The organism is Massilia sp. MP_M2 (assembly GCF_039123635.1).
Taxonomy (GTDB): domain Bacteria; phylum Pseudomonadota; class Gammaproteobacteria; order Burkholderiales; family Burkholderiaceae_D; genus Telluria.
Genome location: NZ_JBCHJF010000007.1, coordinates 273378 through 298059, shown reverse-complemented (window position 1 = coordinate 298059; position 24682 = coordinate 273378). Strand labels below are relative to the sequence as shown.

Here is a 24682-nt window from a genome sequence, read left to right as displayed (position 1 = left end):
GCATCGATGGTCAGGCCGGTGGGCAGGCCGCTGGCACTGAAGGCCAGCGTATCGCCATCGGCGTCGCTGAACACGCCCGCCGTGGCGATCGATACCGACTGTGCATCGTTGGCCGTTTCGGTGGACAGCGTGCCGATCGTGGTTGGGCCGTTGTTGGGCGTGGCTGCCACGGTCCAGGTGAACGTGGTGCTGGCATTGCCGCCGTTGCCGTCGGCAGCGCTGAGCGTCACGCTGTAGTTGCCCGGTGTCGTCGGCGTTCCGGTGACCTGGCCGGTGACTGGGTCCAGGCTGAGTCCCGGTGGCAGGCCAATGACGGAATAGGTCAGCGTATCGCCGTCAACATCGGCAAAGGCAGCTGCACCGTCAAAAGTAACGCTGGCGCCGGCAGTGCTGTTGCGGTCGGCGATCGGCGCTGCGCTCTGGCCGTCGTTGACTGCTGTGATGGTCAGAGAAACGGTGGCGCTCGTAACGGCGCCGTCGGCGTCGGTGACGCGGTACGTAAAACTGTCGCTGCCGTTGTAGTTAGGGTCGGGCGTGTAGCTGAAGCTGCCGTCGGCGTTCAGTACGAGCACGCCGTGCTGCGGACCCTGTACGGGGACGGTGTCGACCGTCAGGGCATCGGCGTCTGGGTCGCTGTCGTTGGCCAGCACGTTGCCAGTGATGACGCCATCTTCGCTGCCAGCGGCACTGTCGGCGGCGGCGATGGGTGCTATGTTCGCCACCGTCAGCGTGAAGGCCTGACTGGCCAGGCCGCCACGACCATCGCTCGCGCTGACGGTGATCGTGTAGACACCGCCCGGTGCGGCGCTCGAGGCGCTCGATGCGAGCGTGCCGGTGATGACGCCTGTGGCAGCATCGATGGTCAGGCCGGTGGGCAGGCCGCTGGCACTGAAGGCCAGCGTATCACCATCGGCGTCGCTGAACACGCCCGCCGTGGCGATCGATACCGACTGGGCATCGTTGGCCGTCTCGGTGGACAGCGTGCCGACCGTGGTGGGGCCGTTGTTGGGCGTGGCTGCCACGGTCCAGGTAAAGGTGGTGCTGGCGTTGCCGCCGTTGCCGTCGGCGGCGCTGAGCGTCACGCTGTAGTTGCCCGGTGTCGTCGGCGTTCCGGTGATCTGGCCGGTGACTGGGTCCAGGCTGAGCCCCGGTGGCAGGCCGGTCGATGAATAGGCCAGTGTATCGCCGTCGACATCGGCAAAGGCGGCTGCGGCATCGAAGGTGACGCTGGCACCGGCAGTACTATTGCGATCGGCGACCTGCGTTGCGCTCGGCGCATCGTTGACGGCGGTGATGGTCAGAGAAACGGTGGCGCTCGTAACGGCGCCGTCGGCGTCGGTGACGCGGTACGTAAAACTGTCGCTGCCGTTGTAGTTGGCCTCGGGCGTGTAGGTAAAGCTGCCGTCGGCGTTCAGTACGAGCACGCCGTGCTCCGGACCCTGTACGGGGACGGTGTCGACTGTCAGGGCATCGCCGTCGGGGTCGCTGTCGTTGGCCAGCACGTTGCCAGTGATGACGCCATCTTCGCTGCCGGCTGCAGTGTCGGCGGCGGCAACTGGTGCGACGTTCGCCACCGTCAGCGTAAAGGCCTGGCTGGCCATGCCGCCACGACCATCGCTGGCGCTGACGGTGATTGTGTAGACACCGCCCGGTGCGGTGCCCGAGGCGCTGGATGCAAGGGTGCCGGTGATGACGCCTGTGGCAGCATCGATCGTGAGGCCGGCGGGCAGGCCGCTGGCGGTGAAGGCCAGCGTATCGCCATCGGCGTCGCTGAACACGCCTGCAGTGGCGATCGATACCGACTGTGCATCGTTGGCAGTTTCGGTCGGCAGCGTGCCGACCGTGGTGGGGCCGTTGTTGGCCGCAGCCGCCACGGTCCAGGTGAAGCTGGTGCTGGCATTCCCGCCGTTGCCGTCGGCGGCGCTGAGCGTCACGCTGTAGTTACCTGGGGTCGTTGGCGTTCCGGTGATTTGGCCGGTGACCGGATCCAGACTGAGGCCTGGCGGCAGGCCCGTGGATGAATAGGCCAGCGTATCGCCATCGACATCGGCAAAGGCAGCTGCGGCATCGAAGGTGACGGTGGCGCCGGCAGTGCTGTTTCGATCGGTGATCGGCGCTGCGCTCTGGCCGTCGTTGACTGCTGTGATGGTCAGAGAAACGGTGGCACTGCTGACGGCGCCGTCAGCGTCGGTGACGCGGTAAGTAAAACTGTCGCTGCCGTTGTAGTTGGCGTCGGGCGTGTAGGTAAAGCTGCCGTCGGCGTTCAGTACGAGCACGCCGTGCTGCGGACCCTGTAAGGGGACGGTGTCGACTGTCAGGGCATCGCCGTCGGCGTCGCTGTCATTGGCCAGCACGTTGCCGGTGATGACACCATCTTCGCTGCCGGACACACTGTCGGCGGCGGCGATGGGCGCCACGTTCGCCACCGTCAGCGTGAAGGCTTGGCTGGCCAGGCCGCCACGGCCATCGCTGGCACTGACGGTGATCGTGTAGACACCGCCCGGCGCGGCGCTCGAGGCGCCCGACGCGAGGGTGCCGGTGATGACGCCGGTGGCGGCATCGATCGTGAGGCCGGCCGGCAGGCCGCTGGCGCTGAATGCCAGCGTATCGCCATCGGCGTCGCTGAACACGCCCGCCGTGGCGATCGACACTGACTGGGCGTCGTTGGCCGTTTGGGTGGACAGCGTGCTGACCGTGGTGGGGCCGTTGTTGGGCGTGGCTGCCACCGTCCAGGTAAAGGTGGTGCTGGCATTGCCGCCGTTGCCGTCGGCGGCGCTGAGCGTCACGCTGTAGTTGCCCGGTGTCGTCGGTGTTCCGGTGATTTGGCCCGTCGCCGGATCCAGGCTCAGGCCTGGCGGCAGGCCGGTGGATGAATAGACGAGCGTATCGCCGTCGACACCGGCAAAGGCGGCCGCGCCGTCAAAAGTAACGCTGGCACCGGCAGTGCTGTTGCGATCGGCGATCGGCGTTGCGCTCGGCGCATCGTTGACGGCCGTGATGGTCAGAGAAACGGTGGCGCTCGTAACGGCGCCGTCAGCGTCGGTGACGCGGTAAGTAAAACTGTCGCTGCCGTTGTAGTTGGGGTTTGGCGTGTAGCTGAAGCTGCCATCGGCGTTCAGTACGAGCACGCCGTGCTCCGGACCCTGTACGGGGACGGTATCGACTGTCAGGGCATCGCCGTCGGGGTCGCTGTCATTGGCCAGCACGTTGCCGGCGATGACGCCATCTTCGCTGCCGGACACACTGTCGGCGGCGGCGATGGGCGCGACGTTCGCCACCGTCAGCGTGAAGGCTTGGCTGGCCAGGCCGCCACGGCCATCGCTGGCACTGACGGTGATCGTGTAGACACCGCCCGGCGCGGCGCTCGAGGCGCCCGACACGAGGGTGCCGGTGATGACGCCGGTGGCGGCATCGATCGTGAGGCCGGCCGGCAGGCCGCTGGCGCTGAATGCCAGCGTATCGCCATCGGCGTCGCTGAACACGCCCGCGGTGGTGATCGATACCGACTGGGCATCGTTGGCAGTTTCGGTGGACAGCGTGCCGACCGTGGTGGGGCCGTTGTTGGCAGCAGCCGCCACGGTCCAGGGGAAGCTGGTGCTGGCATTCCCGCCGTTCCCGTCGGCGGCGCTTAGCGTCACGCTGTAGTTACCTGGGGTCGTTGGCGTTCCGGTGATCTGGCCGGTGACCGGGTCCAAGCTGAGCCCTGGTGGCAGGCCGGTCGATGAATAGGCCAGCGTATCGCCGTCAACATCGGCAAAGGCAGCTGCACCGTCAAAAGTAACGCTGGCACCGGCAGTGCTGTTGCGCTCGGCGACCTGCGCTGCGCTTGGTGCATCGTTGACAGCGGTGATGGTGAGAGAAACGTTGGCACTGCTGACGGCGCCATCGGCGTCGGTGACGCGGTAAGTAAAACTGTCGCTGCCGTTGTAGTTGGCGTCGGGCGTGTAGGTAAAGCTGCCGTCGGCGTTCAGTACGAGCACGCCGTGCTGCGGACCCTGTACGGGGACGGTGTCGACTGTCAGGGCATCGCCGTCGGCGTCGCTGTCATTGGCCAGCACGTTGCCGGTGATGACACCATCTTCGCTGCCGGACACACTGTCGGCGGCGGCGATGGGCGCGACGTTCGCCACCGTCAGCGTAAAGGCCTGGCTGGCCAGGCCGCCACGACCATCACTGGCGCTGACGGTGATCGTGTAGACACCGCCCGGTGCGGCGCTTGATGCGCTCGATGCGAGCGTGCCGGTGATGACGCCTGTGGCAGCATCGATGGTCAGGCCGGTGGGCAGGCCGCTGGCACTGAAGGCCAGCGTATCGCCATCGGCGTCGCTGAACACGTTGGCCGTGGCGATCGATAGCGACTGGGCATCGTTGGCAGTTTCGGTGGGCAGCGTGCCAACCGTGGTTGGGCCGTTGTTGGGCGTCGCTGCTACGGTCCAGGTGAACGTGGTGCTGGCATTCCCGCCGTTGCCGTCGGCAGCGCTGAGTGTCACGTTGTAGTTGCCTGGTGTCGTCGGCGTTCCGGTAATCTGGCCGGTGACTGGGTCCAGGCTGAGTCCCGGTGGCAGGCCAATGACGGAATAGGTCAGCGTATCGCCGTCAACATCGGCAAAGGCAGCTGCACCGTCAAAAGTAACGCTGGCGCCGGCAGTGCTGTTGCGGTCGGCGATCTGCGCTGCGCTTGGCGCATCGTTGACGGCGGTGATGGTCAGAGAAACGGTGGCGCTGGTCACTGCACCGTCGGCGTCTGTGACGCGGTACGTAAAGCTGTCGCTGCCGTTGTAGTTGGGGTTTGGCGTGTAAGTAAAGCTGCCGTCGCTGTTCAATACCAGCACGCCGTGCACCGGCCCCTGTACGGGGACGGTGTCGACTGTCAGGGCATCGCCGTCTGGATCGCTGTCGTTGGTCAGCACGTTGCCGGAGATGACGCCATCTTCGCTGCCGGCTGCATTGTCGGCGGCGGCGATGGGTGCGACGTTCGCCACCGTCAGCGTGAAGGCCTGGCTGGCCAGGCCGCCACGGCCATCGCTAGCGCTGACGGTAATCGTGTAGACACCGCCCGGTGCGGCGGCTGAGGCGCTGGATGCAAGAGTGCCGGTGATGACGCCGGTGGCGGCATCGATCGTGAGGCCGGCCGGCAGGCCGCTGGCGCTGAAGGCGAGTGTATCGCCATCGGCGTCGCTGAACACGTTGGCCGTGGCGATCGATACCGACTGGGCATCGTTGGCCGTTTCGGTGGACAGCGTGCCGACCGTGGTGGGGCCGTTGTTGGCCGCAGCCGCCACGGTCCAGGTAAACGTGGTGCTGGCATTGCCGCCGTTGCCGTCGGCGGCGCTGAGCGTCACGCTGTAGTTGCCTGGTGTCGTCGGCGTTCCAGTGATCTGGCCGGCGACCGGGTCCAGGCTGAGCCCCGGTGGCAGGCCGGTGGATGAATAGACGAGCGTATCGCCGTCGACCTCGGCAAAGGCGGCTGCACCGTCAAAAGTAACGCTGGCGCCGGCAGTGCTGTTGCGATCGGCGATCGGCCCTGCGCTCGGCGCATCGTTGACGGCGGTGATGGTCAGAGAAACGGTGGCGCTCGTAACGGCGCCGTCAGCGTCGGTGATGCGATACGTAAAACTGTCGCTGCCCTTGTAGTTGGCCTCGGGCGTGTAAGTAAAGCTGCCGTCGTTGTTCAGTACGAGCACGCCGTGCTCCGGACCCTGTACGGGGACGGTGTCGACTGTCAGGGCATCGCCGTCGGGGTCGCTGTCGTTGGCCAGCACGTTGCCAGTGATGACGCCATCTTCGCTGCCGGCTGCAGTGTCGGCGGCGGCAACTGGTGCGACGTTCGCCACCGTCAGCGTAAAGGCCTGGCTGGCCATGCCGCCACGACCATCGCTGGCGCTGACGGTGATGGTGTAGACACCGCCCGGTGCGGTGCCCGAGGCGCTGGATGCAAGGGTGCCGGTGATGACGCCTGTGGCAGCATCGATCGTGAGGCCGGCGGGCAGGCCGCTGGCGCTGAAGACCAGCGTATCGCCATCTGCGTCGCTGAACACGTTGGCCGTGGCGATCGATACCGACTGGGCATCGTTGGCCGTTTCGGTCGGCAGCGTACCGACCGTGGTTGGGCCGTTGTTGGGCGTGGCTGCCACGTTCCAGGTAAACGTGGTGCTGGCATTGCCGCCGTTGCCGTCGGCGGCGCTGAGCGTCACGCTGTAGTTGCCGGGTGTCGTCGGCGTTCCGGTGACCTGGCCGGTGACCGGGTCCAGGCTGAGCCCTGGTGGCAGGCCGGTCGATGAATAGGCCAGCGTATCGCCGTCAACATCGGCAAAGGCAGCTGCACCGTCAAAAGTAACGCTGGCACCGGCAGTGCTGTTGCGGTCGGGGATCTGCGCTGCGCTTGGCGCATCGTTGACAGCGGTGATGGTGAGAGAAACGGTGGCACTGCTGACGGCGCCATCGGCGTCGGTGACGCGGTAAGTAAAACTGTCGCTGCCGTTGTAGTTTGCCTCGGGCGTATAGGTAAAGCTGCCGTCGCTGTTCAGTACGAGTACACCGTGCTGCGGATCCTGTACTGGCACGGTGTCCACCGTCAGGGCATCGGCGTCTGGGTCGCTGTCGTTGGCCAGCACGTTGCCAGTGATGACGCCATCTTCGCTGCCGGCTGCACTGTCGGCGGCGGCGATGGGCGCCACGTTCGCCACCGTCAGCGTGAACGCCTGGCTGGCCAGGCCGCCACGACCGTCGCTGGCGCTGACGGTGATCGTGTAGACACCGCCCGGTGCGGCGCTTGATGCGCTCGATGCGAGCGTGCCGGTGATGACGCCGGTGGCCGCATCGATCGTGAGGCCGGCTGGCATGCCGCTGGCGCTGAAGGCGAGTGTATCGCCATCGGCGTCGCTGAACACGTTGGCCGTGGCGATCGATACCGACTGTGCATCGTTGGCAGTTTCGGTCGACAGCGTACCGACCGTGGTGGGGCCGTTGTTGGGTGTCGCTGTCACGGTCCAGGTAAAGCTGGTGCTGGCATTGCCGCCATTGCCATCGGCGGCGCTTAGCGTGACGCTGTAGTTGCCCGGGGTGGTGGGGGTTCCGGTGATTTGGCCGGTGACCGGATCCAGGCTGAGTCCCGGTGGCAGGCCGGTGACGGAATAGGCCAGCGTATCGCCGTCGACGTCGGCAAAGGCGGCTGCACCGTCAAAACTAACGCTGGCACCGGCAGTGCTGTTGCGATCGGCGATCGTCGCCGCGCTCGTGGCATCGTTGACGGCGGTGATGGTCAGAGAAACGGTGGCGCTGGTCACTGCACCGTCGGCGTCGGCGATGCGGTACGTAAAGCTGTCGCTGCCGTTGTAATTGGCGTCGGGCGTGTAGGTAAAGCTGCCGTCGGCGTTCAGTACTAGCACGCCGTGCTCCGGACCCTGTACGGGGACGGTGTCGACTGTCAGGGCATCGCCGTCGGGGTCGCTGTCGTTGGCCAGCACGTTGCCGGTGATGACACCATCTTCGCTGCCGGCGGCACTGTCGGCGGCGCCGATGGGTGCCACGTTCGCCACCGTCAGCGTGAAGGCCTGACTGGCCAGGCCGCCACGGCCATCGCTGGCGCTGACGGTAATCGTGTAGACACCGCCCGGCGCGGCGCTCGAGGCGCCCGATGCGAGGGTGCCGGTGATGACGCCGGTGGACGTATTGATGGCCAGGCCGGCAGGCAGGCCGCTGGCGCTGAAGGTCAGGGTATCGCCATCGGCGTCGGCAAAGCTTGCAGAGAGGTCGAGCGCAATGACCGCGCCATCGTTGCGCGCGATGTCCGGTAGCGATGCCCCCGTGGGGGCATGGTTCGGCGTTGATCCGATGGTGATGGTCACGCTGGCGGTTTCGGTCGTGCCGTTGCTCGTGACCGTGTAGGTAAAAGTGTCGGTGCCCGTGAAGCCGGCGCTCGGCGTGTAGACCGCGTTCCCCTGGCCATCGAGCGTGAGTGTCCCGTGGCTTGGGGTCTGGAAGGCGGTGACGGTTCGTCCCGCATGTTCGAAGCTGTCGTTGGCCAGAACATTAAAGCCCACTGCCTGTCCGGCAACCGCGACAACATGATCGTCGACAATGTCGGCCACCGCGGCGATCCCGAGCGGCAGCGTGGCGGACAGCGCCAGAGTCTGGCCCAGTTCGCCCAATGAGACGGTCAGCGTCAGCGGGCCGTTATAGTCGGCCCCGGGCAGCAGCCGCAGCTGGTCGAGCGCTGCCTGCAGGTCGACTGCGGTGCCGGACATGCGGATGATGCTGTCCTCCACGCCATCACCCTGGCTGATATTGACCCCGGCATGCTGCTCCAGAGTGAGCAACCCGCCCGGCACCGACAGCTCGATTTCCAGCACCTGGCCGTCGACATCGCCGATCTCGATGCGCGTGCCGAGCAGCGAAGCGAAGATCAGCGGGGTGTCTTCCGCAAATACCGGAATCGTGGGCAAGCGCAGCGACGGCAGATCGGCGACCGCCGCCACGGTGACGGCGATGTTGCCGGTGGCGCTGGCGCCGTCGGCATCGCGCACGATGTAGGTGATGCTGTCGAGTCCGTTGTAATTGGCGTGCGGGGTATAGCTTAGTGCGCCGTCGGGCGCAATGGTGACGGTACCGTGAAGCGCGGTGGCGGCAGTGATGCGCAGATCGTCGCCGTCGGCATCGCTGGCGTTGAGTAGCGCCTCGATGCGCAGGTTGCTGTCTTCCTGGCCGAGCGCGACGCCCGCGATCGCGATCGGTGCGGGATTGGCGACCGTGATGGAGAGGGTGGCAGTGGCGCTCAGGCCGCCAGTATCGGTGGCAGTGATTTCCACACTGTAGGGGCTGCCTTGCGATGCGTGGCCGTCAAGCCGGCCCGTGATCAAGCCGGTAACCGCATCGATCGATAGCCCGACTGGCAGCCCGGTGGCCGAAAAGCGCAGGGTGTCGCCCAGATCGGCGTCGCTGAACCCAACTGCCACCGATGCCGACACGAGGGCCTTGTCTTGCGTGCTGATGCCGCCGAGCGCCGCGGCCACCGCGGGGGGCTGATTCGTGCCGACCGTGACCGACACAGTCTCGGTCTCGGTCACGCCGCCCGCGCTGACCGTGACGGTGAAGCTGTCGCTGCCGCGGTAGCCCGCGTCCGGCGTATAGATTACCGACCCGCCGGGACCAGCGATGACCGTGCCGTGCGCGGCCACGCCGACCGACGCGATCGTGGCAGTGCCTTCGAAGTGGTCGTTGGCCAGTGGGTAGAGCGTGACCGGCGTGAGCACGCCGGTCACGATGCTGTCGTTGACGGCGTCGGTCACAGCCCCCAGGCTGATCGCGATGCTGGCGGAGCGGCTGGCCTGACCATCGCCGGCCGCCAGGCTCAGGGTGGCGCTGCCGTTGTAGTCGACATCGGGCGTGAAGCGCAACCCCTCCAGCGCACCGTTGATCGCTGTCGCGGTGCCGCTGAAGATCAGGGTGGTGTCGGCAGTGCCGTCGCCGGTGGCGAACTGCAGGCCGGCGGTGGAGGCCAGCGTGAGCGTGCCGTGCGTGACGGCGAGCGTGGCCGTGAGCGTGCCGCCGTCGGGGTCGGCGACCGTCAGCGCCGTGCCATTCGCCACCGAAAACAAGAGGGGCTGGTCTTCGCCCGTGCTGGCGGCAGCCGGAACCGACACTGTCGGCGGCGCGTTCGGCACCTGGACGCTGATCGAGACTGTCGCTGTTTCCGTGGTGGTGCCGCTATCGACCGTGTAGGTGAAGCTGTCGCTGCCGGCATACCCTGGTGCCGGCGTGTAGGTGACCACGTTTCCAGCGAACGTGACGCTGCCGTTCGCGGGCTGCGTCACGCTCCCGAGCGCAGCGGTGCTGCGCTCGAAGTGGTCGTTGGCCATGACATCGATCACGACCGGCTGGTTGCGCAGCGTGCTGGCGCTGTCGGCAACGATGTCCGTGACCGGGCTGATGTTCAGACCGATATTGATTGGCGTGGAGACGCTGGTAATGCCGAGCAGTGACTGGCTTACCGCCAGGCGCAGCGTGTCGCTGCCGTTGTAGTCGGGATCGGCGTTATAGGTCAGGCTGGCCAACACGCCGTTGATGGCGGTGGCGCTGCCGGTCAGTTTGACCGACGTATCCTGATTGCCGTCGCCACCCGTCATGGTGACTCCCGCGAGCGGGTTGAAGCTGAGCGATCCATGCGCGACCGACAGCTCGACGCTGGTGGACGTCGCCAGCATATTGCTCAGTGTGAGTTGCAGGAGTGTGCTGCCCGTGAACGCCAGGGTGGAGTCTTCCGGTACCGCAAGCGGTGTGTTGAGGTTCAGGCTGACATTGACGGACAGCGTATTGAGCAGTCCCACCCAGGCGCCGCCATTGAGCGTCGCGGTCTCGATGTCGCCGCTTTGCTTCTCGAGAAGCCAGTCGCCCCCGAGGCTGGCAGCACCGGTCGCATCATCCGAGGCTGCCAGATCGGCATCGAGCAGGAAGGCCAGTTTTTCCATGCCGGCGATGACGACATCCGATGAAGCGACCTCGCAGCCGTACAGCAGAATATCGGCGCCAGCGGCCAGGTGCGTGCCCAGTGTTGCCAGTGCTGCGGCGTGGTCGTCGCCTGCGTTGGCCAGGTCGAGCCGGGTGCTGCCGAGCATGATTGCGCCCTGCTCGCCATGGGTCAGCAGGTGAATGGCACGCACGTTATCCTGCCCGGCCAGCGCTTCATTGACCTGGGCCAGGCCATCGCGCGCGGGATTGAGCAGTACCACCGTCGCGTCGACCGGCACCTGGGCGAGCAAGTCGGACAAGCCGGGCAGGCTTCCATCGATAAACACCCACGCCGTTTGCCCTGGCGCAGCCGGGGCATTCGAGAGCGGCCCGGCCTGAGGTTCCATTGCGCTGCCTGCGGGCGACTCAGGTGGTGACGACGCATCCTGTTCGACGCCATCTGGCGCCATGGTTGCCTGCTCCGTCACTGTGGCAACCGCATCCATTGCCATGGCGCCGTCCAGCATCATGCGAGGTTCTAGGGCAATGCGTTGCCTATTCGCTTTTGCACTTCCACGCATGATTTTCCCTGAGAAACGTCTGCACCATGCCGCTTGCAGAAAAATGTCCGTAGGGAAATCTTAGCATCCGGTAAAAACGATAGCAATTAAAAGATACTCGAAGCAAGTTGGATTTAAACCACAAAAAACGAAACAAGACGCCCGTAATATCTTCGTTTACGGGAGTGCGCTGCTGACTGCGCATGGTCCTCGCAGGCCCGAACGCGACGCGCGTCCTTGACCCGAGAATTTATCGCACTCATTGTTTCAGGGCCCTCAGCCGATGTTGTCAATATCGCAGAAGCGACCGGTATGACCGCGACCTGGTACTTCAGCCGCAGCACGGCGGCTGATACCCGCACAATTGCACGGCGGCGAGAGGGCGGATCCTGACCCCGCACCGGTGCGACGAGATGATGGCCGCCAGTGCCGACAAGACCTCGCGCCCGATACCGTGGTCGCCGTCATCGACGCGCGGCGACACATGATGCAGCGCGCTGAGGATGCAGGCGTTCTCGGCCCGGTGCTCTGCGAGCCCGGTGTACCGCACCTGCTCCATCACGCGCTCTTCATCCCTGAATGCCGTCTCGGCCCCGGCCACCAGATCCGTCCAGCCGGCTGCGAAGGACGCTTCCGGCTGCGCCGCCAGCGCATCGATCTGGCGGCACAATTGCGTGTGCGTGCGCCGCAGGGCAGTACCGAGGGCGTGCGCCGTGTCGTCGGCAGTGTGGCTGTACATGATGGCTCCTTGGCCGGGTGGGAACACGAAAAATTTCTGTGTGAGCGAGGATCAGAGCGTGCCTCGCCTGGCGCCGGCGCTGCGGCCGGATGCCCCGTGCGCCTAGAGAAGCACTGATTAATTCATGGAGGCGGACTTGGCGCGGAAAATAGCCGCCCTGCGGCGTTGCCAATTCTCGCAATAGCTCGCTATTGCTGCGATTTGCGCCTTGCATGGCGGCTTTTTCCGCAGCCAATTCCATCCACCAGAATAAATCAGTGCTTCCCTAGTGGCTCGTCAGCACCGGTACGACCGTACCGGCCAGCACGGTTTCGGTCACGCCGCCCAGCACCAGCTCGCGGAAGCGCGAATGCCCGAAATTGCCCATGACGATCAGGTCGTGCGCCCGCGTGGCTACCAGCGCGAGCAATGCATCACCGATGCTGCCGGTCGACGCCGGCGCCTGCGCCAGCACCTCGACGTCAATGCCGTGACTGGCCAGGTAGGTGGCAAGCCGGGTGCCCGCCTGGCCTTCATCGCCACTGTATTTCTGCGGATGAAAACACACCGCCGTCACGCTGCCCGCGCGGCGCAGCAGGGGCAGGGCGGCGCGCACGGCCCGGCTCGCTTCCATGCTGCCGTCCCAGGCGATCAGGGGCCGGCCGGGCACGTTGGTGACAGCCGTCGTGGACGGCACCACCATCACCGGGCAGGGCGCATGGATGAGGATATTGCGCGCCAGCGAGTAAGCGTCGGCCAGGATCGCATCCGGGTGCGTGATCTGGCCGATCAGCAGCAGATCGCAATAGCGCGCCTCCAGCGGCAACGCGTGGATGGCCGATTCATCGCTGAGCATGCTTTTGTACGGCACGACGCCCGCGGCGCGCACGGCGTTCTCGAAGTCCGTCAGATTGCGTTTTGCGTTGTCGGTCAGGAAGTTGTAGTCGTCCGGGCCGATGGGCGCCACGGCGGCGGCGGCGCTGCAACGCACGATGAATTCGATCGCGCCCGAGAGGGCGATGCCGGTCAGGCGGGTGTCTTCGGCCAGCGCGATGGCCGCTGCCAGCCGGTAGCGTGCTTGCGCCAGTTCGGGCTGGCAGGCGTGGACGAGAATGGATTGGTAGGACATGGATTTCCCCTCGGTTGGTAACGTGACGAACATGGGCGGTCAAGCGGCCGGACCCCTGGCTGTCAGGGCGTGATCGCCACCTTCAGCACGCCGTCGCGCTGATTCGCAAACAGGTCGTAGGCTTGTTCGATCTGTTCGAGCCGGAAGCGGTGCGTGATCATGGGTTGCAGGTCGAGGCGGCCGGAGGCGACGATGGCCATCAAGCGGCGCATGCGCTCCTTGCCGCCGGGGCACAGCGTGGTGACCAGCGACTGGTCGGCGAGTCCGGCCGCGAAGGCGTCGATCGGCAGCGACAGCTTGCCGGAATACACGCCCAGGCTCGACAGGGTGCCGCCCGGTTTGAGGGCGCGCAGGCAATGTTCGAACGTCTGCTGGGTGCCGAGCGCCTCGATCGCGACGTCGACGCCCTGGCCACCCGTCAGCCGCATGATCTCCTGGAGCGGATCGGTGGCCCGGTAATCGATGGTGTGATCGGCGCCCAGCTGCCGGGCCATTTTCAGGCGCTCCGGGACGGCGTCGACAGCGATGATGCAACTGGCGCCGCGCAGCCGTGCGCCAGCGGTGGCGCACAGACCGATGGGACCTTGGGCGAAAATGGCGACCGTATCGCCCAGCCGGATGCCGCCATGTTCGGCGCCACCAAAGCCGGTGCTCATGATGTCGGGGCACATCAAGACCTGCTCATCGGTCAGGCCGTCGGGAATCGGCGCCAGATTTGCCATCGCGAATGGCACCCTCAGGTAGTCGGCCTGGCAGCCGTCGATGGTGTTGCCGAAGCGCCAGCCGCCGATGGCGTGGCCGCCGCACTGGGACTGGCGACCGTCCAGGCAGGTATGGCACTGACCGCAGGGCGTAATGGCACCCACGACTACGCGCTGACCAACGTGGTAGCCGGTCACGCCGGCGCCCAGTTCGTGAATCGTTCCGACCGGCTCGTGCCCGATCGTCAGACCCGGCTTGACGGGATACTCGCCTTTCAGGATATGCACGTCGGTGCCACAGATCGTCGTCAGCGTGATCTTGATGACGGCGTCGCCGGGTCCGGCGACGGGAACGGGCTTGCGGTCCAGGATGATGCGGCCGGGGCCGGTGAAGACTGCTGCGTTCATCATGTGCATGAAAATCTCCGGTGTCTTCGTGTTCGCTGTCGCGCGGCCGGCAACGACGTGCCGTTCTGTCGTGTCGTGTCGTATCGTTCTCAAAGGATGACGGGGAGGGTCCGCAAAATCCATGACGTGCATCAAAACCGCCAGCTTGCCCTGGTGGCATGGCCAGTCAGACCATCGGGCTGCAGGGAGAGAAACCGTTTGCCATTGCGGCAATCCGTTGCGGATCGGTCAGCACCACGGCGCGCTTGTTGACCCTGATCAGCCCCAGCTTGGTAAAGCGGGCTAGCAGGCGGCTGATGCTCTCGATGGTCAGGCCGAGATAGCTGCCGATGTCTTCACGCGACATGCGCAGCTGGTATTGCACCGGAGAATAGCCGCGTACCGCATACGCCGCCCCCGTGTCGACCAGGAACGTGGCCATCCGCTGCTCCGCCCGCATGTGGCCAAGCAAGACCATCAGATGCTGCTGCCGGTTGATTTCGCAGCTCATCAAACGGTAGAAGCGGCGATGCAGGCCGGGAATGTCCTCGAACAGGCGTTCGAGCCCCGCGAAGGGCAGCTCGCACACGACGCTGTCTTCGAGCGCGATGGCGTCGGACTGGTGGGTGCCCGTGCCGACCGCTTCCAGGCCCAGCAATTGGCCGGCCATCGGGAAGCCGGTGATCTGGTCCCCCGCCGGACCCCGGCGGCGTGTCTTGAAGAAGCCGCAGCGCAGCGCGTACAGGCTGTGCAGCGGTTGACCCGTCCGGTACAGTGTGTCGCCGGCAGCGATGCGACGATGCTGGCCAGCCAGGCGCTCGAAGCGTGCCTTGCTGCCCGAGTCGAGGCCGGTGGACAGACACATGCCCCCGGTATTGCAGTCGCCGCACTGGCCTTTCACGACCGCCAGAAAACCGGCCGGATCGACGGGCATGTGTAGCGGAGCATTCATGGTGGTGGTACCTCATGGTGGTGACGCTGTCCGCTTGCCGGGCTGGCCGCGGAAATAGTAATGTGGGGTGCGCCGCCGCGCGTTGCGCGTTTGGCGGCATACATGGCGGCGTCGGCATGGGAAATCAGTTGCGCCGGGGTGGTGCCGTCCCGTGGAAACAGGGCGACGCCGATACTGGCTGACAGGCAGATCGCCCGGCCATCGATGACGATCGGCGCGCGGGCGGCATCGGCCACGCGTGCGAGTAGTGAGGCAAGCAGTGCGTCGTCGCACATGTCCGGCAGTACAGCGACGAACTCGTCGCCGCCAAAGCGCGCCAGCGTATCCGACCCGCGCAGTGCAGCGCGCAGGCTCTGGCCAATGCTCGCCAGCAGGCGGTCGCCGGCCGGATGGCCCATGCTGTCATTGACCTGCTTGAAACCATCGAGGTCGATGAAGGCGAGCGCGACGCCAAACGAGGTGTCGCGCGCACATGCCAGCAATTGTTCGAGCCGCTCGCCCAGCAGGACGCGGTTGGGCAGGCCGGTCAGCGCGTCGTAGTTGGCACGTTCTTCGAGACGGCGACGCTGCATGCTGGCGCCGGTGACATCGGCGAACATGGCGATGTAGTGGTGCGGCTTGCCATCGGCGCCCGGGACCCCAACGATCGTCAAGCGCTCGGCGAACAGGGTGCCATCCTTACGCCGGTTCCAGGCTTCGCCCTGCCAGTAGCCCTTGCTGGTAATGGCCTGCCACATGCTTGCATAGAATGCGCGGTCTTGCAGCCCCGACTTGAGGATGCGCGGATTCTTGCCCCGCACTTCGTCTTCGGTGTACCCGGTGATGGTGCAGAATGCGCGGTTGACGGCCAGGATCGCGCCATCGGGCGCCGTGATCATGATGGCGTCGCGGCTGTGATCAAACACGGACGCCGCCAGCTCCCCTGCAGTACTGGCGCAGACCGCTTGCGTGGGAGGCGTGGACATGGTGGCGTTCTGACGTGAAGAAGTGAATGTATTGACAATAGCCGCACCGGGTTGCCGCGTCGAGGTTTGGCGGCTAGGCAGCTCATGTTTTTGCTTGAGTTTTGATTTGCATCAAAAAGAAACTGACGAGCTATTGATACGAATCTGCACGTGCAGCGAACTGGTCGTTATCAACGCCGCCGCAGCAGCAGCGCCGGCAGCAGCGCGCCAGCCAGGCCAGCACTGCCCGCGCCCGCGACCAGTGCTGGCGCCAGCACCGCAAACTGGAACACCGCCGCCAGCCACGGCACGTAGAGCGTCAGGGCCAGCAGTCCCAGGGCCGCCGCCACGACCAGCCAGAGAATCCGGTTGGGCTGGCGTAGCGAACCGAACAGACTGGCGCCGGCTGCGCGGTTGACCAGGATCAGCGACAGGTTGGCAAACACCAGCGTGGTAAATCCAAAGGCGCGTGCCTGTGCCGGTGCCAGCGCGCCCAGTGCCCAGCCATACGCCAGGGCCACGGCCAGCAGCGGGCCGAGGCCCATCGCCAGCGTGCGTGCCAGCGCGCCGGGTGAAAACAGCGGCGCCTGCGCATCGCGGGGCGCTCGCTGCATCGCACCGGGCGCCGCCGGCTCGTTTTCGAACACCAGCGTGCAGGCGGGATCGATGATCAGTTCCATGAACACGATGTGCATCGGATACAGCAGCGGCGGCCAGCCGGCGAGGATCGGCAGGATGGCCATGCCGGCGATCGGTGCGTGCATTGAGATGACGTAGCGGATCGATTTGCGCAGGTTGTCGTGGATCCGGCGGCCAGCGCCGATGGCATCGACGATCGACGCGAAGCGGTCGTCCAGCAGCACCAGCGCCGCCGCCTCGCGCGCCACGTCGGTGCCGCGGCCGCCCATGGCGATGCCCACATGGGCGGCCTTGAGCGCCGGCGCATCGTTGACGCCGTCGCCCGTCATGGCGACCGTGGCGCCGCCCCGTGCGAACGCCTGCACCAGACGCAGTTTCTGCGTCGGCGTAATGCGCGCGCAAATGCCGACTTCACCCATGCGCGCGTCCAGCGCCGCATCGCCCAGCGCATCGAGCGCAGCGCCGGTGAGCACTGGCGTGTCGGCCAGCCCCGCCTGCCGCGCAATGGCGCGCGCCGTGTCCGGATGGTCGCCCGTGATCATCACCACCCGGATGCCGGCTCCGGCGCAGCGGGCGACGCAGGCGGGGATCTCGGGCCGCAGCGGGTCGGCCAGGGCCAGCAGACCCGAAGGCGTGAACGGGATATCGGCCGGCCGGTCCGGCCAGCTGGGGCCGGGCAGGACGGCCTGCGCCACTGCCAGCATGCGCAGGCCGTCCTGCGCCATGGATGACGCCGCAGCCAGCAGTCCGGCGCTCGTCCCGCCAGCGGCATTGTCATCATGATTGCACCACCCCAGCACGGTTTCCGGCGCACCCTTGGCGGCAGCGAGCAGGGTGCCGTCCGCTCGTCGCCATACCTGCACCAGTGCACGCTGCTGCGCGCTGACGCCGTATTCGTGCACCAGCGACCATGCCGCGTGGCACTGCGCCGGCGCCAGGCAGGCGGCGCCAAGACGCTGAACGGCCCGGTCGATCGGGTCCGGCCCCGTCGCGGTGCTGGCCAGCACGGCTGTTTCAATCAGCGGCGCCAGGTCGGCCGGCATGGGCTGCGCCGTCACCGGGTGCCGCGCGCCGTGCGCGTACAGCGCCACGACGTCCATCCGGTTGGCCGTCAGCGTGCCGGTCTTGTCGACGCACAGGACCGAGATGGCGCCCAGCGTTTCGATTGCCGGCAGGCGCCGCACCAGGACCTGCTGCCGTGACAGGCGCCAGGCGCCGATCGCGGGAAACACGGTCATCACGATCGCGAGTTCCTCCGGCAGCATCGACATGGCCAGCGCAATGCCGGCCAGTGTGGCTTGCAGCCAGTCGCCGCGGATCAGGCCGTACGCCAGCACCAGCACGATGCTGCACGCCATCCCCAGCACGGCAAAGGCGCGCGCCAGCGCAGCGCTCTGGCGCTGCAGGGGGGACGGCGCGGGCCGCAGTGACTGCAGTGAGGCCGCAATCCGGCCCAGCTCACTGCGCGCGCCGGTAGCCACCACGCGGGCGATCGCGTGCCCCTGCAGCACCAGGGATCCGGCAAACAGCATCGCCGTTGCATCCTTGTCGACCGGCATCGATTCCCCCGTCAGCAGCGACTCGTCGGCCTGCAGTCCGGCGCTGCTGAGCACGTGGGCATCGGCCGGCACCCGGTCGCCTTCGTTGACGGCGACGAGATCGCCGGCCACGATGCCGGTGCTGTCGATGACGTGCCAGCAGCCGTCACGCAGAACGTGCGCGCGCGGGCTGGCCAGATCGCGCAGCGCGGCCAGCGCGCGCTCGGTCTTGCCTTCCTGGTACAGGGCCAGACCGAGGCTGACACCGACCATCAGGCACAGCAGCAGCCCTTCATCGAGCTGACCCAGCGCCAGGTACAGCAGGGCCGCGCCCACGAGCAGCAGGAACATTGGCTCGCGGGCACTGTCGGCCACGATGCGGCGCCAGGTGCGGCGTTCGGTTTCGGCCAGCGTGTTCGGTCCGTCCGTGGCGATGCGGTGTGCGGCCTCGGCTGCGCTCAAGCCATCGGCGGTCGTGTCGGTGGCCATCAGTGCGCCATCAGCACCGGCACGGTCATCCGGGCGAGAAGGGTTTCCGTGACGCCTCCCAGGACCAGCTCGCGCAGGCGTGGGCGCCCGTAGGCGCCCATTACGATCAGGTCGGCATCCAGGCAATCCGCGCAGGTCAGCAAGGCAGCGCCGTCGCCGATCGCCGACGGTTCGACGTGCACCTCGCAGAGCACATCCTGACGTGCCAGGTACAGTGCGAGATCGGTGCCCGGCTCGCGCCCGGCTGCGTCGAACGGCTGGAACACGACGATCGCCACCAGGCCAGCATCGCGCAGCAGCGGCAGCGCGCCGGCGACGGCGCGCGTGGCTGGCGCGCTGCCGTCCCATGCCAGCATGATGCGTCCGCCGATCGTCTCGTGCCGGCGTGCGTGCGGCAGCACCAGCACCGGGCGCGCGCTGTCCTGGACCACCTGCGCCGGCACTGGCCCGGCCAGGTGCGCCGCCGCCGGATCGTCGAGGTCGGTCTGGCTGACGATGACGAGGTCGGCATAACGGCCTTGCAGCGCCAGTCCACCGGCCGGATCGTCGTCGGCATGGCGCCGTTCATGGCTGACCACGCCCTCGGCAGCGGCGATCGCGTCGAAGCGCGCCAGCGCGGTGTCGCGCTCGCCCCGGCGTTCATGCTGCTGCGCCAGCAGCATGGTGCTGCCTGCCTCGGCATAGCGCGAGATGCCGGAAAAGGCGCTGCCGATGAGGTGCGCGCCGCAGCGCGCGGCCAGTTGCGCCGCGTAGCGCATGCGCGCCTCGGCGTGCAGCGAGTGGTCGACGTGGACGACGATGGTCTTGTAGCACATGATGTACCTCCGGATGGCCGTGACAGCCAGCGTACGGCGCGTCGATGCAGTCAGTCCAGCGCCATGTTTGGGCCTGGCGCAACCCGTTTCACCGAATTTGACTTGCATCAAACTTGGCGGGCGAGACAGGGGACAACGGCCCGTCACGCCTTGCTTCCCCGTGATTTTTGATGCATGTCATATCGGTTTTTGTGTCGGCACGATTAGGATCAACACGATGCCCGATGCCCGATGCCTGACGAACGGTCGACGGCAGGCGCTGACATCCTTTTTTCGGAGAATGACCATGACCCGTTCCGATCCCGTCGCACGCCCCCGGGTGCCAGGCGCATGACGACGTTGCCGACCCGTGCGGCCCCCGGGCACGAACCCATGTTCCAGCGCATTCTGTTGCCGGTGGACGGGTCGTTGTCGATGACGCCGCTGGTGCGCACCTGCCTGACGTTTGCCGCCGGCATTGGTGCGGCCGTGGTCGCCGTGCATGTCGTCCCGTTTCCCGACACCGCTGACGCAGCGTCGGCACTGGGCACGCCGGCGCACGCCGGACGTATCCACGGCGGCCGTATCCTTCAGCAGGTGGCGGATACGGCGCGCATGCTGGGCGTGCCGTGCGAGTGCAAGATCTTGACCGGCGCCGAACCGTGGCAGGAAATCGTGCGCGCCGCGCTCGAGCATCACGCTGACCTGATCTGCATGAGCTCGCATGGCCGCCACGGTGCCAGCGAGCACATTCTGGCGAGCCAGACGGCGCGGGTCATTGAGCATGCGCATTTGCCTGTGCTGCTGTTTCGCTGAGAGGAACCCGTGCATCCCGAACCTGCGATACCTGCGATACCTGCGATACCTGCATGCGCCGCCCCCGCTGACGGACATCCGCACGACATCGACGCTGGCGCCCCCGACCTGGCGCCGGTGCGCGAGCTCGACCGAGCGCTGTATGCCCGGCTCGCCTGGTGGACCGAGGGCCTGTCTCCGGCATCCCTGACGGCCGCCGCCACCGACTGGCTGGTGCATTTGGCGGCTTCCCCCGACAAACAGCGTGAACTGGTCATCAAGGCGCAGCGCAAGATGCTGCGCCTGGCCGCCAGCGCCGCGCCAGGCGCTGGCCAGAACGACGCCCCCTGCATCGCCCCGCTGCCGCAAGACCGCCGCTTCGCCGCGCCCGAGTGGCAGACGTGGCCGTTCAACCTGATCCACCAGGCATTCCTGCTTGAGCAGCAGTGGTGGTACAACGCCACCACCGGCGTGCCCGGCGTGACCCGGCATCACGAGCAACTGTGGACCTTTGCCGTGCGCCAGGTGCTGGACATGTTTTCGCCGTCAAATTTTCTGCTCACGAATCCGGCCGTGCTCAAGGAAACCTGGCGTTCCGGCGGCATGAATCTGGTGAAGGGCTTGCACAATGCCATCGAGGACGCCAGCGGCGCTGCCGCGACGGTGCCAACGGGCTTCGAGCCCGGCCGGGGTGTGGCCCTGACACCGGGCAAGGTGGTGTACCGCAACCGCCTGATCGAGCTGATTGAGTACGAGCCGGCCAGCGCCACCGTCTGCGCCGAGCCAATCCTGATGGTGCCACCGTGGATCATGAAGTACTACATTCTCGATTTGTCTCCGGCCAATTCCCTGGTGCGTTACCTGGTCGGCCAGGGGCACACCGTCTTCATGATCTCCTGGAAAAATCCGGACGCGGCCGATCGCGATCTGGGGATGACTGATTATCTGCAGCTGGGCGTGATGGCGGCCATCGACCAGGTTGCCGCGCGGCGCCCCGGGTACGCGATCCAGGCACTCGGCTATTGCCTGGGCGGCACGCTGCTGGCGATTGCTGCAGCAGCCATGGCGCGCGATGGCGACGAGCGCCTGGCCAGCCTGACGCTGCTGGCGGCGCAGGTTGACTTTACCGAGCCGGGCGAACTTGGCCTGTTCATCGACGAAAGCCAGCTGAATTTCCTCGACAACGTCATGGCCGGCAAAGGCTATCTCGACGGCACGCAGATGGAAGGTGCATTTGCGCTGCTCAATTCGAAGGACATGGTCTGGTCGCGCATGGTGCAGAACTATTTGATGGGCAAGGGCCGGCGCGTGACCAGCGATCTGGCCGCCTGGAACGCCGACGCCACCCGGATGCCGTATCGCCAGCAAAGCGAGTACCTGCGCAGCCTGTATCTCGACAACGATCTGGCGCAGGGCCGCTACCGGGTCGGCGGCAGTCCGGTCGCCTTGTCCGACCTGCAACTGCCGATGTTCGTGCTTGGCACCCGGCGCGACACGGTCGCGCCATGGCTGTCCGTGTACAAGCTGCACCTGTTGGCCGACGCCGAGCTGACGTTCTGCCTGACGGGCGGCGGGCACAATGCCGGTATCGTCAATCCACCGCTGGCAAGCGGCGGGCACGGCTACCAGATCGCCACGCGCGTCCACGACGGCCGTTATCTGGATCCAGAGGCCTGGTGCGCCGCGGCGCCGCTGCAATCGGGCTCGTGGTGGCCGGCCTGGGAGCACTGGCTGCGCAGCCACGCAACCGCGCAGATCGCTGCCACGCCCGTGACGCCGGTCGATCCGGCCAATCCGGACGCTGTGCTGGACGATGCGCCGGGCCGCTACGTGCTGGTGCGGTAGCGCGCGGCACCAGCGCAACAGGCTTTTTCAATCGCTTGTTCATTCCAGCTGCAGCGCGGCGATCAGCGCATCGTCGCGCCGGTAGATGTCGGGTGCGAACAACGCCCGGCCGTCGCGATCGACCAGGGCAGTTGCATAGAACAGCACGACGGGCACTGGTGCAGCCAGCTTGACGAAACGGTTCTTTCCCGCACTCATGGCGGCGGCCACCTGCGCACCGCTCCACTGCTGCGAATCGGCCAGCACGAATTGCGCGAGCTCGGCCGGTTGTTCGACGCGGATGCAGCCATGGCTCAGGTCACGGTGCGTGCGCTTGAACAGTTCTCTGGCCGACGTCGAGTGCAAATAGATATTCATCGGGTTGGGCAGCGCGAACTTGACGTCGCCCAGCACATTGCGTGGGCCAGGACGCTGCCTGACCCTGGCGCTGCCGGTCCGAAGCTGACTTAACGCATCGCCGCCCCCGGCCTGCAGCAGGCGCCCGTCCGGCGCGACCAGTTCCATGTCGTTCTGCTGCAGATAGGCAGGATTGCGCGCCAGCTTCGGGAGAATTTCATTTTTCTGGATGCTCGCAGGAACATTCCAGTAAGGCGCGAATTCCAGGTAGCGCATTTCTCCGATGAACAGCGGCGTGGGCGTGCGGCCGCGCGCGCCGACGATCACGCGCATTTCCAGCGCGGGCGCCGCAAAGTTGTCCCTGGCATCGAAGGCCCACAAGCGGTAGGTGGGCACGTTCACGACGACCACGCGCCCGTGCGCCGGGGGCGGGGGCAACCAGCGCAGGCGTTCGAGCGTCAGCGCCAGCTGGGCGATGCGGTGCGCGGGCGGCACCGACAGGGCCGTGACCGTCGCGGTGCCGAGTACGCCGTCTTCGTCCAGCCCGTGACGCGCCTGGAAACGTCGCACGGCGCCAGCCAGTGCCGGCGTATAGATGCCGTCGCTGCCCATGGGCGCCCGAGCGTCCAGATCACCCAGCAACTGCAGCCGGGCCTGCAGCAGGGCCGCGCCCGCGTAGGGCTTGCCTGGGCGGATGGCGGCCTGCGCGACTGGCGGCAGCGCGGGCCAGGCCGGTGTTGCCAGGGACAGCGCGCGGTACTGTGCCAGCGCCGCCTTGACCCTGCCATACAGTGGAATGGCAGGGACGGCTGCGTCGATGGCCCGTGCCAGCCCTTGCGCGTCGTGCACAGTGGCCAGGCGCTGGCGCGGGTCGAAGCCGGTGTCGGGGGCCGCAGAAACCCGGTTGGCCCAGGCTGCGCGGCCCCCGTGCAGATCACACAGATACTGCACCATCGCGCGCTCCAGATCGCGCGCGAATACCGCCGATGCGCCCTCCGGGCCAGCCAGCCGCCGGCTCAGCTCGTCCACCCCGTAGCGACGGACGTCGAGGCCGTGCTCGGGCGCCGCGCGCAGCAGTTGCAGCGCCTGCGGCGCCAACCCCTGCGCGCCGGATAGCCAGGATGCAGCGGGTGCTGCGGCAGGAAGCACATGCACCGCGGCCGGAGCGCACGAATTGACCGTGGGCGCCGGCGCTGTAACCTCGGCGCCCGCGACTGCATCGCGGGCGAGTGCGCCGGAACCCGTGGCAACATGCAGCAGCAATAGCAATAGCAATAGCAAGAGCGAGTGCAGGAGGCGATGCGCGGCGCCGCCATGTGCTTTGGCGGGCCAGGTCAGGCGGGGAACTACCATGGGGTGTGGTGCATGCGCTGTGATGGAGGGGTAACGTGACAGGCATCAAAATTACACCCTGCGGCGCCTGGTAGTCGTTGATCTGCATCAATCCAGTGGGGCGCCGGTGCAACGACGTCGCCACAGTGGACGCGGTCCCTCCACGATCAGAAGTAGTAACACAGCGACGCCTCTGCCGAGAGGGTGAATGATGTTTCCTGGTTGGGAGGGTAAGCCCCCGACGCTGCAGGCGCTGGCAGAAGGTTCACTCACCCGCGCCGCATCCTGCTCAGTGTCGACAAGATTGGCCAGGAACTGGCCGAGCATGCCCAGGGCTTGCGCGGCTACGTGCGCATGGTGGCGAACCTGTTGGCCATCGTGGAATTCTTGCCGGAGGATCTGCGCGCATTCCTGAACCTGCATGAGCAGATCCGACTCGACCTCGAAGAGCGCCCCAGCGGCGACGTCGTCAAGGGTGTCGAAGATGGCTTCGCCGATATCGGCATCTGCTCGGACGACACCGATCCCCGCGACCTGCACAGCCACCTGTACGGGCGCGACCGCATCGTGCTCGTCATGCGTCATGACCACCCGCTGGCCAGGCGCGGGCGCGTGCCGTTTGCCGACACCCTCGAGTTCGATCATGTCAGGCTGCATGCGGACAGCTCGATCAACAAGCGCACCCACCTGGCCTCACGCGCGTCCGGGCGGCCGTTGAAAACCCGCATCCACGTGCCCGGCTTCGACGCCGTGTGCCGCATGGCGCAGGTGGGCATGGGCCTGGGCATGATTCCCCACCAAGTCTTTACCGCCATCGGCCAGCCGCTGGTCTTGGTCGCCGTCGAGATCGACGAGCCGTGGGCCAAGCGCGCGCTGCGCATCGTCGTGCGCGAAGAGAAGGGGTTGTCGCCGGTGACGCGGGCGCTGCTCGCGCATCTGGGTGCTGCCGAAGAACGCGCCGGCGCCAGTATCAACGTCAACACGAGCGTTCGCGGTTGACGAAGGCTCGTTGAAAAGAAACGGTTGGACGGGCAGGGCCCGTTGTCTTTATGCTGGGTCGACAGATCACAACACTCG

The 24682-nt window shown here is 66.6% G+C and carries 12 protein-coding genes; 3 read left to right on the top strand and 9 right to left on the bottom strand.

Features of this window, described 5'->3' with window-relative positions:
- The 8 genes from RCH14_RS16600 to RCH14_RS16565 all read right to left on the bottom strand — a co-directional run.
- Nucleotides 1-10976, bottom strand: a 10976-nt coding sequence (locus tag RCH14_RS16600) for an Ig-like domain-containing protein (RefSeq protein ID WP_343027206.1), incomplete at its 3' end; no start/stop codon positions are given.
- Nucleotides 10977-11337: 361 nt separating this feature from the next.
- Entirely contained in the window at nt 11338-11745 is a 408-nt protein-coding gene (locus RCH14_RS16595) for a hypothetical protein (RefSeq protein WP_343027205.1), read from the bottom strand.
- 265 nt (nt 11746-12010) lie between these two features.
- Entirely contained in the window at nt 12011-12853 is an 843-nt protein-coding gene (locus RCH14_RS16590) for a universal stress protein (protein ID WP_343027204.1), read from the bottom strand.
- 62 nt (nt 12854-12915) lie between these two features.
- Nucleotides 12916-13971, bottom strand: a complete 1056-nt coding sequence (locus RCH14_RS16585; RefSeq protein WP_343027203.1) for an NAD(P)-dependent alcohol dehydrogenase — start codon at nt 13969-13971, stop codon at nt 12916-12918.
- 157 nt (nt 13972-14128) lie between these two features.
- The gene (locus RCH14_RS16580; RefSeq protein WP_343027202.1) at nt 14129-14893 is read right to left on the bottom strand and encodes a helix-turn-helix domain-containing protein; all 765 of its coding nucleotides are present in this window, start codon (nt 14891-14893) and stop codon (nt 14129-14131) included.
- On the bottom strand, nt 14890-15858 hold the full coding sequence (locus RCH14_RS16575; RefSeq protein ID WP_343027201.1) for a diguanylate cyclase domain-containing protein: 969 nt from the start codon (nt 15856-15858) through the stop codon (nt 14890-14892). Before RCH14_RS16575 ends, RCH14_RS16580 begins: the two co-directional genes overlap by 4 nt.
- 170 nt (nt 15859-16028) lie before the next feature.
- Nucleotides 16029-18503: a cation-translocating P-type ATPase gene (locus RCH14_RS16570; RefSeq protein ID WP_343027200.1), complete on the bottom strand. Its 2475-nt coding sequence runs from the start codon at nt 18501-18503 to the stop codon at nt 16029-16031.
- On the bottom strand, nt 18503-19318 hold the full coding sequence (locus RCH14_RS16565) for a universal stress protein (RefSeq protein ID WP_343027199.1): 816 nt from the start codon (nt 19316-19318) through the stop codon (nt 18503-18505). The genes RCH14_RS16570 and RCH14_RS16565 overlap by 1 nt, the downstream gene beginning before the upstream one ends.
- 372 nt (nt 19319-19690) lie before the next feature.
- Here RCH14_RS16565 and RCH14_RS16560 point away from each other — a divergent pair, with 372 nt between their 5' ends.
- Both RCH14_RS16560 and RCH14_RS16555 read left to right on the top strand, forming a co-directional pair.
- Nucleotides 19691-20113 carry a universal stress protein gene (locus RCH14_RS16560; RefSeq protein WP_343027198.1) on the top strand — a complete coding sequence of 141 codons (423 nt, stop codon included), beginning with the start codon at nt 19691-19693 and terminating at the stop codon, nt 20111-20113.
- 9 nt (nt 20114-20122) lie between these two features.
- A complete protein-coding gene (locus RCH14_RS16555; RefSeq protein ID WP_343027197.1) occupies nt 20123-21937 on the top strand; it encodes an alpha/beta fold hydrolase in 1815 nt (604 codons plus the stop codon).
- Between the two features lie 39 nt (nt 21938-21976).
- On the opposite strand, the gene RCH14_RS16550 is transcribed toward RCH14_RS16555, so the two are convergent.
- Nucleotides 21977-23626, bottom strand: coding sequence for a L,D-transpeptidase family protein (locus RCH14_RS16550; protein ID WP_343027196.1), 1650 nt, complete (start codon nt 23624-23626; stop codon nt 21977-21979).
- 315 nt (nt 23627-23941) lie between these two features.
- Between RCH14_RS16550 and RCH14_RS16545 the strand changes: the two genes are divergently transcribed.
- Nucleotides 23942-24604, top strand: a complete 663-nt coding sequence (locus tag RCH14_RS16545) for a LysR substrate-binding domain-containing protein (protein ID WP_343027195.1) — start codon at nt 23942-23944, stop codon at nt 24602-24604.
- Nucleotides 24605-24682 lie beyond the last annotated feature (78 nt).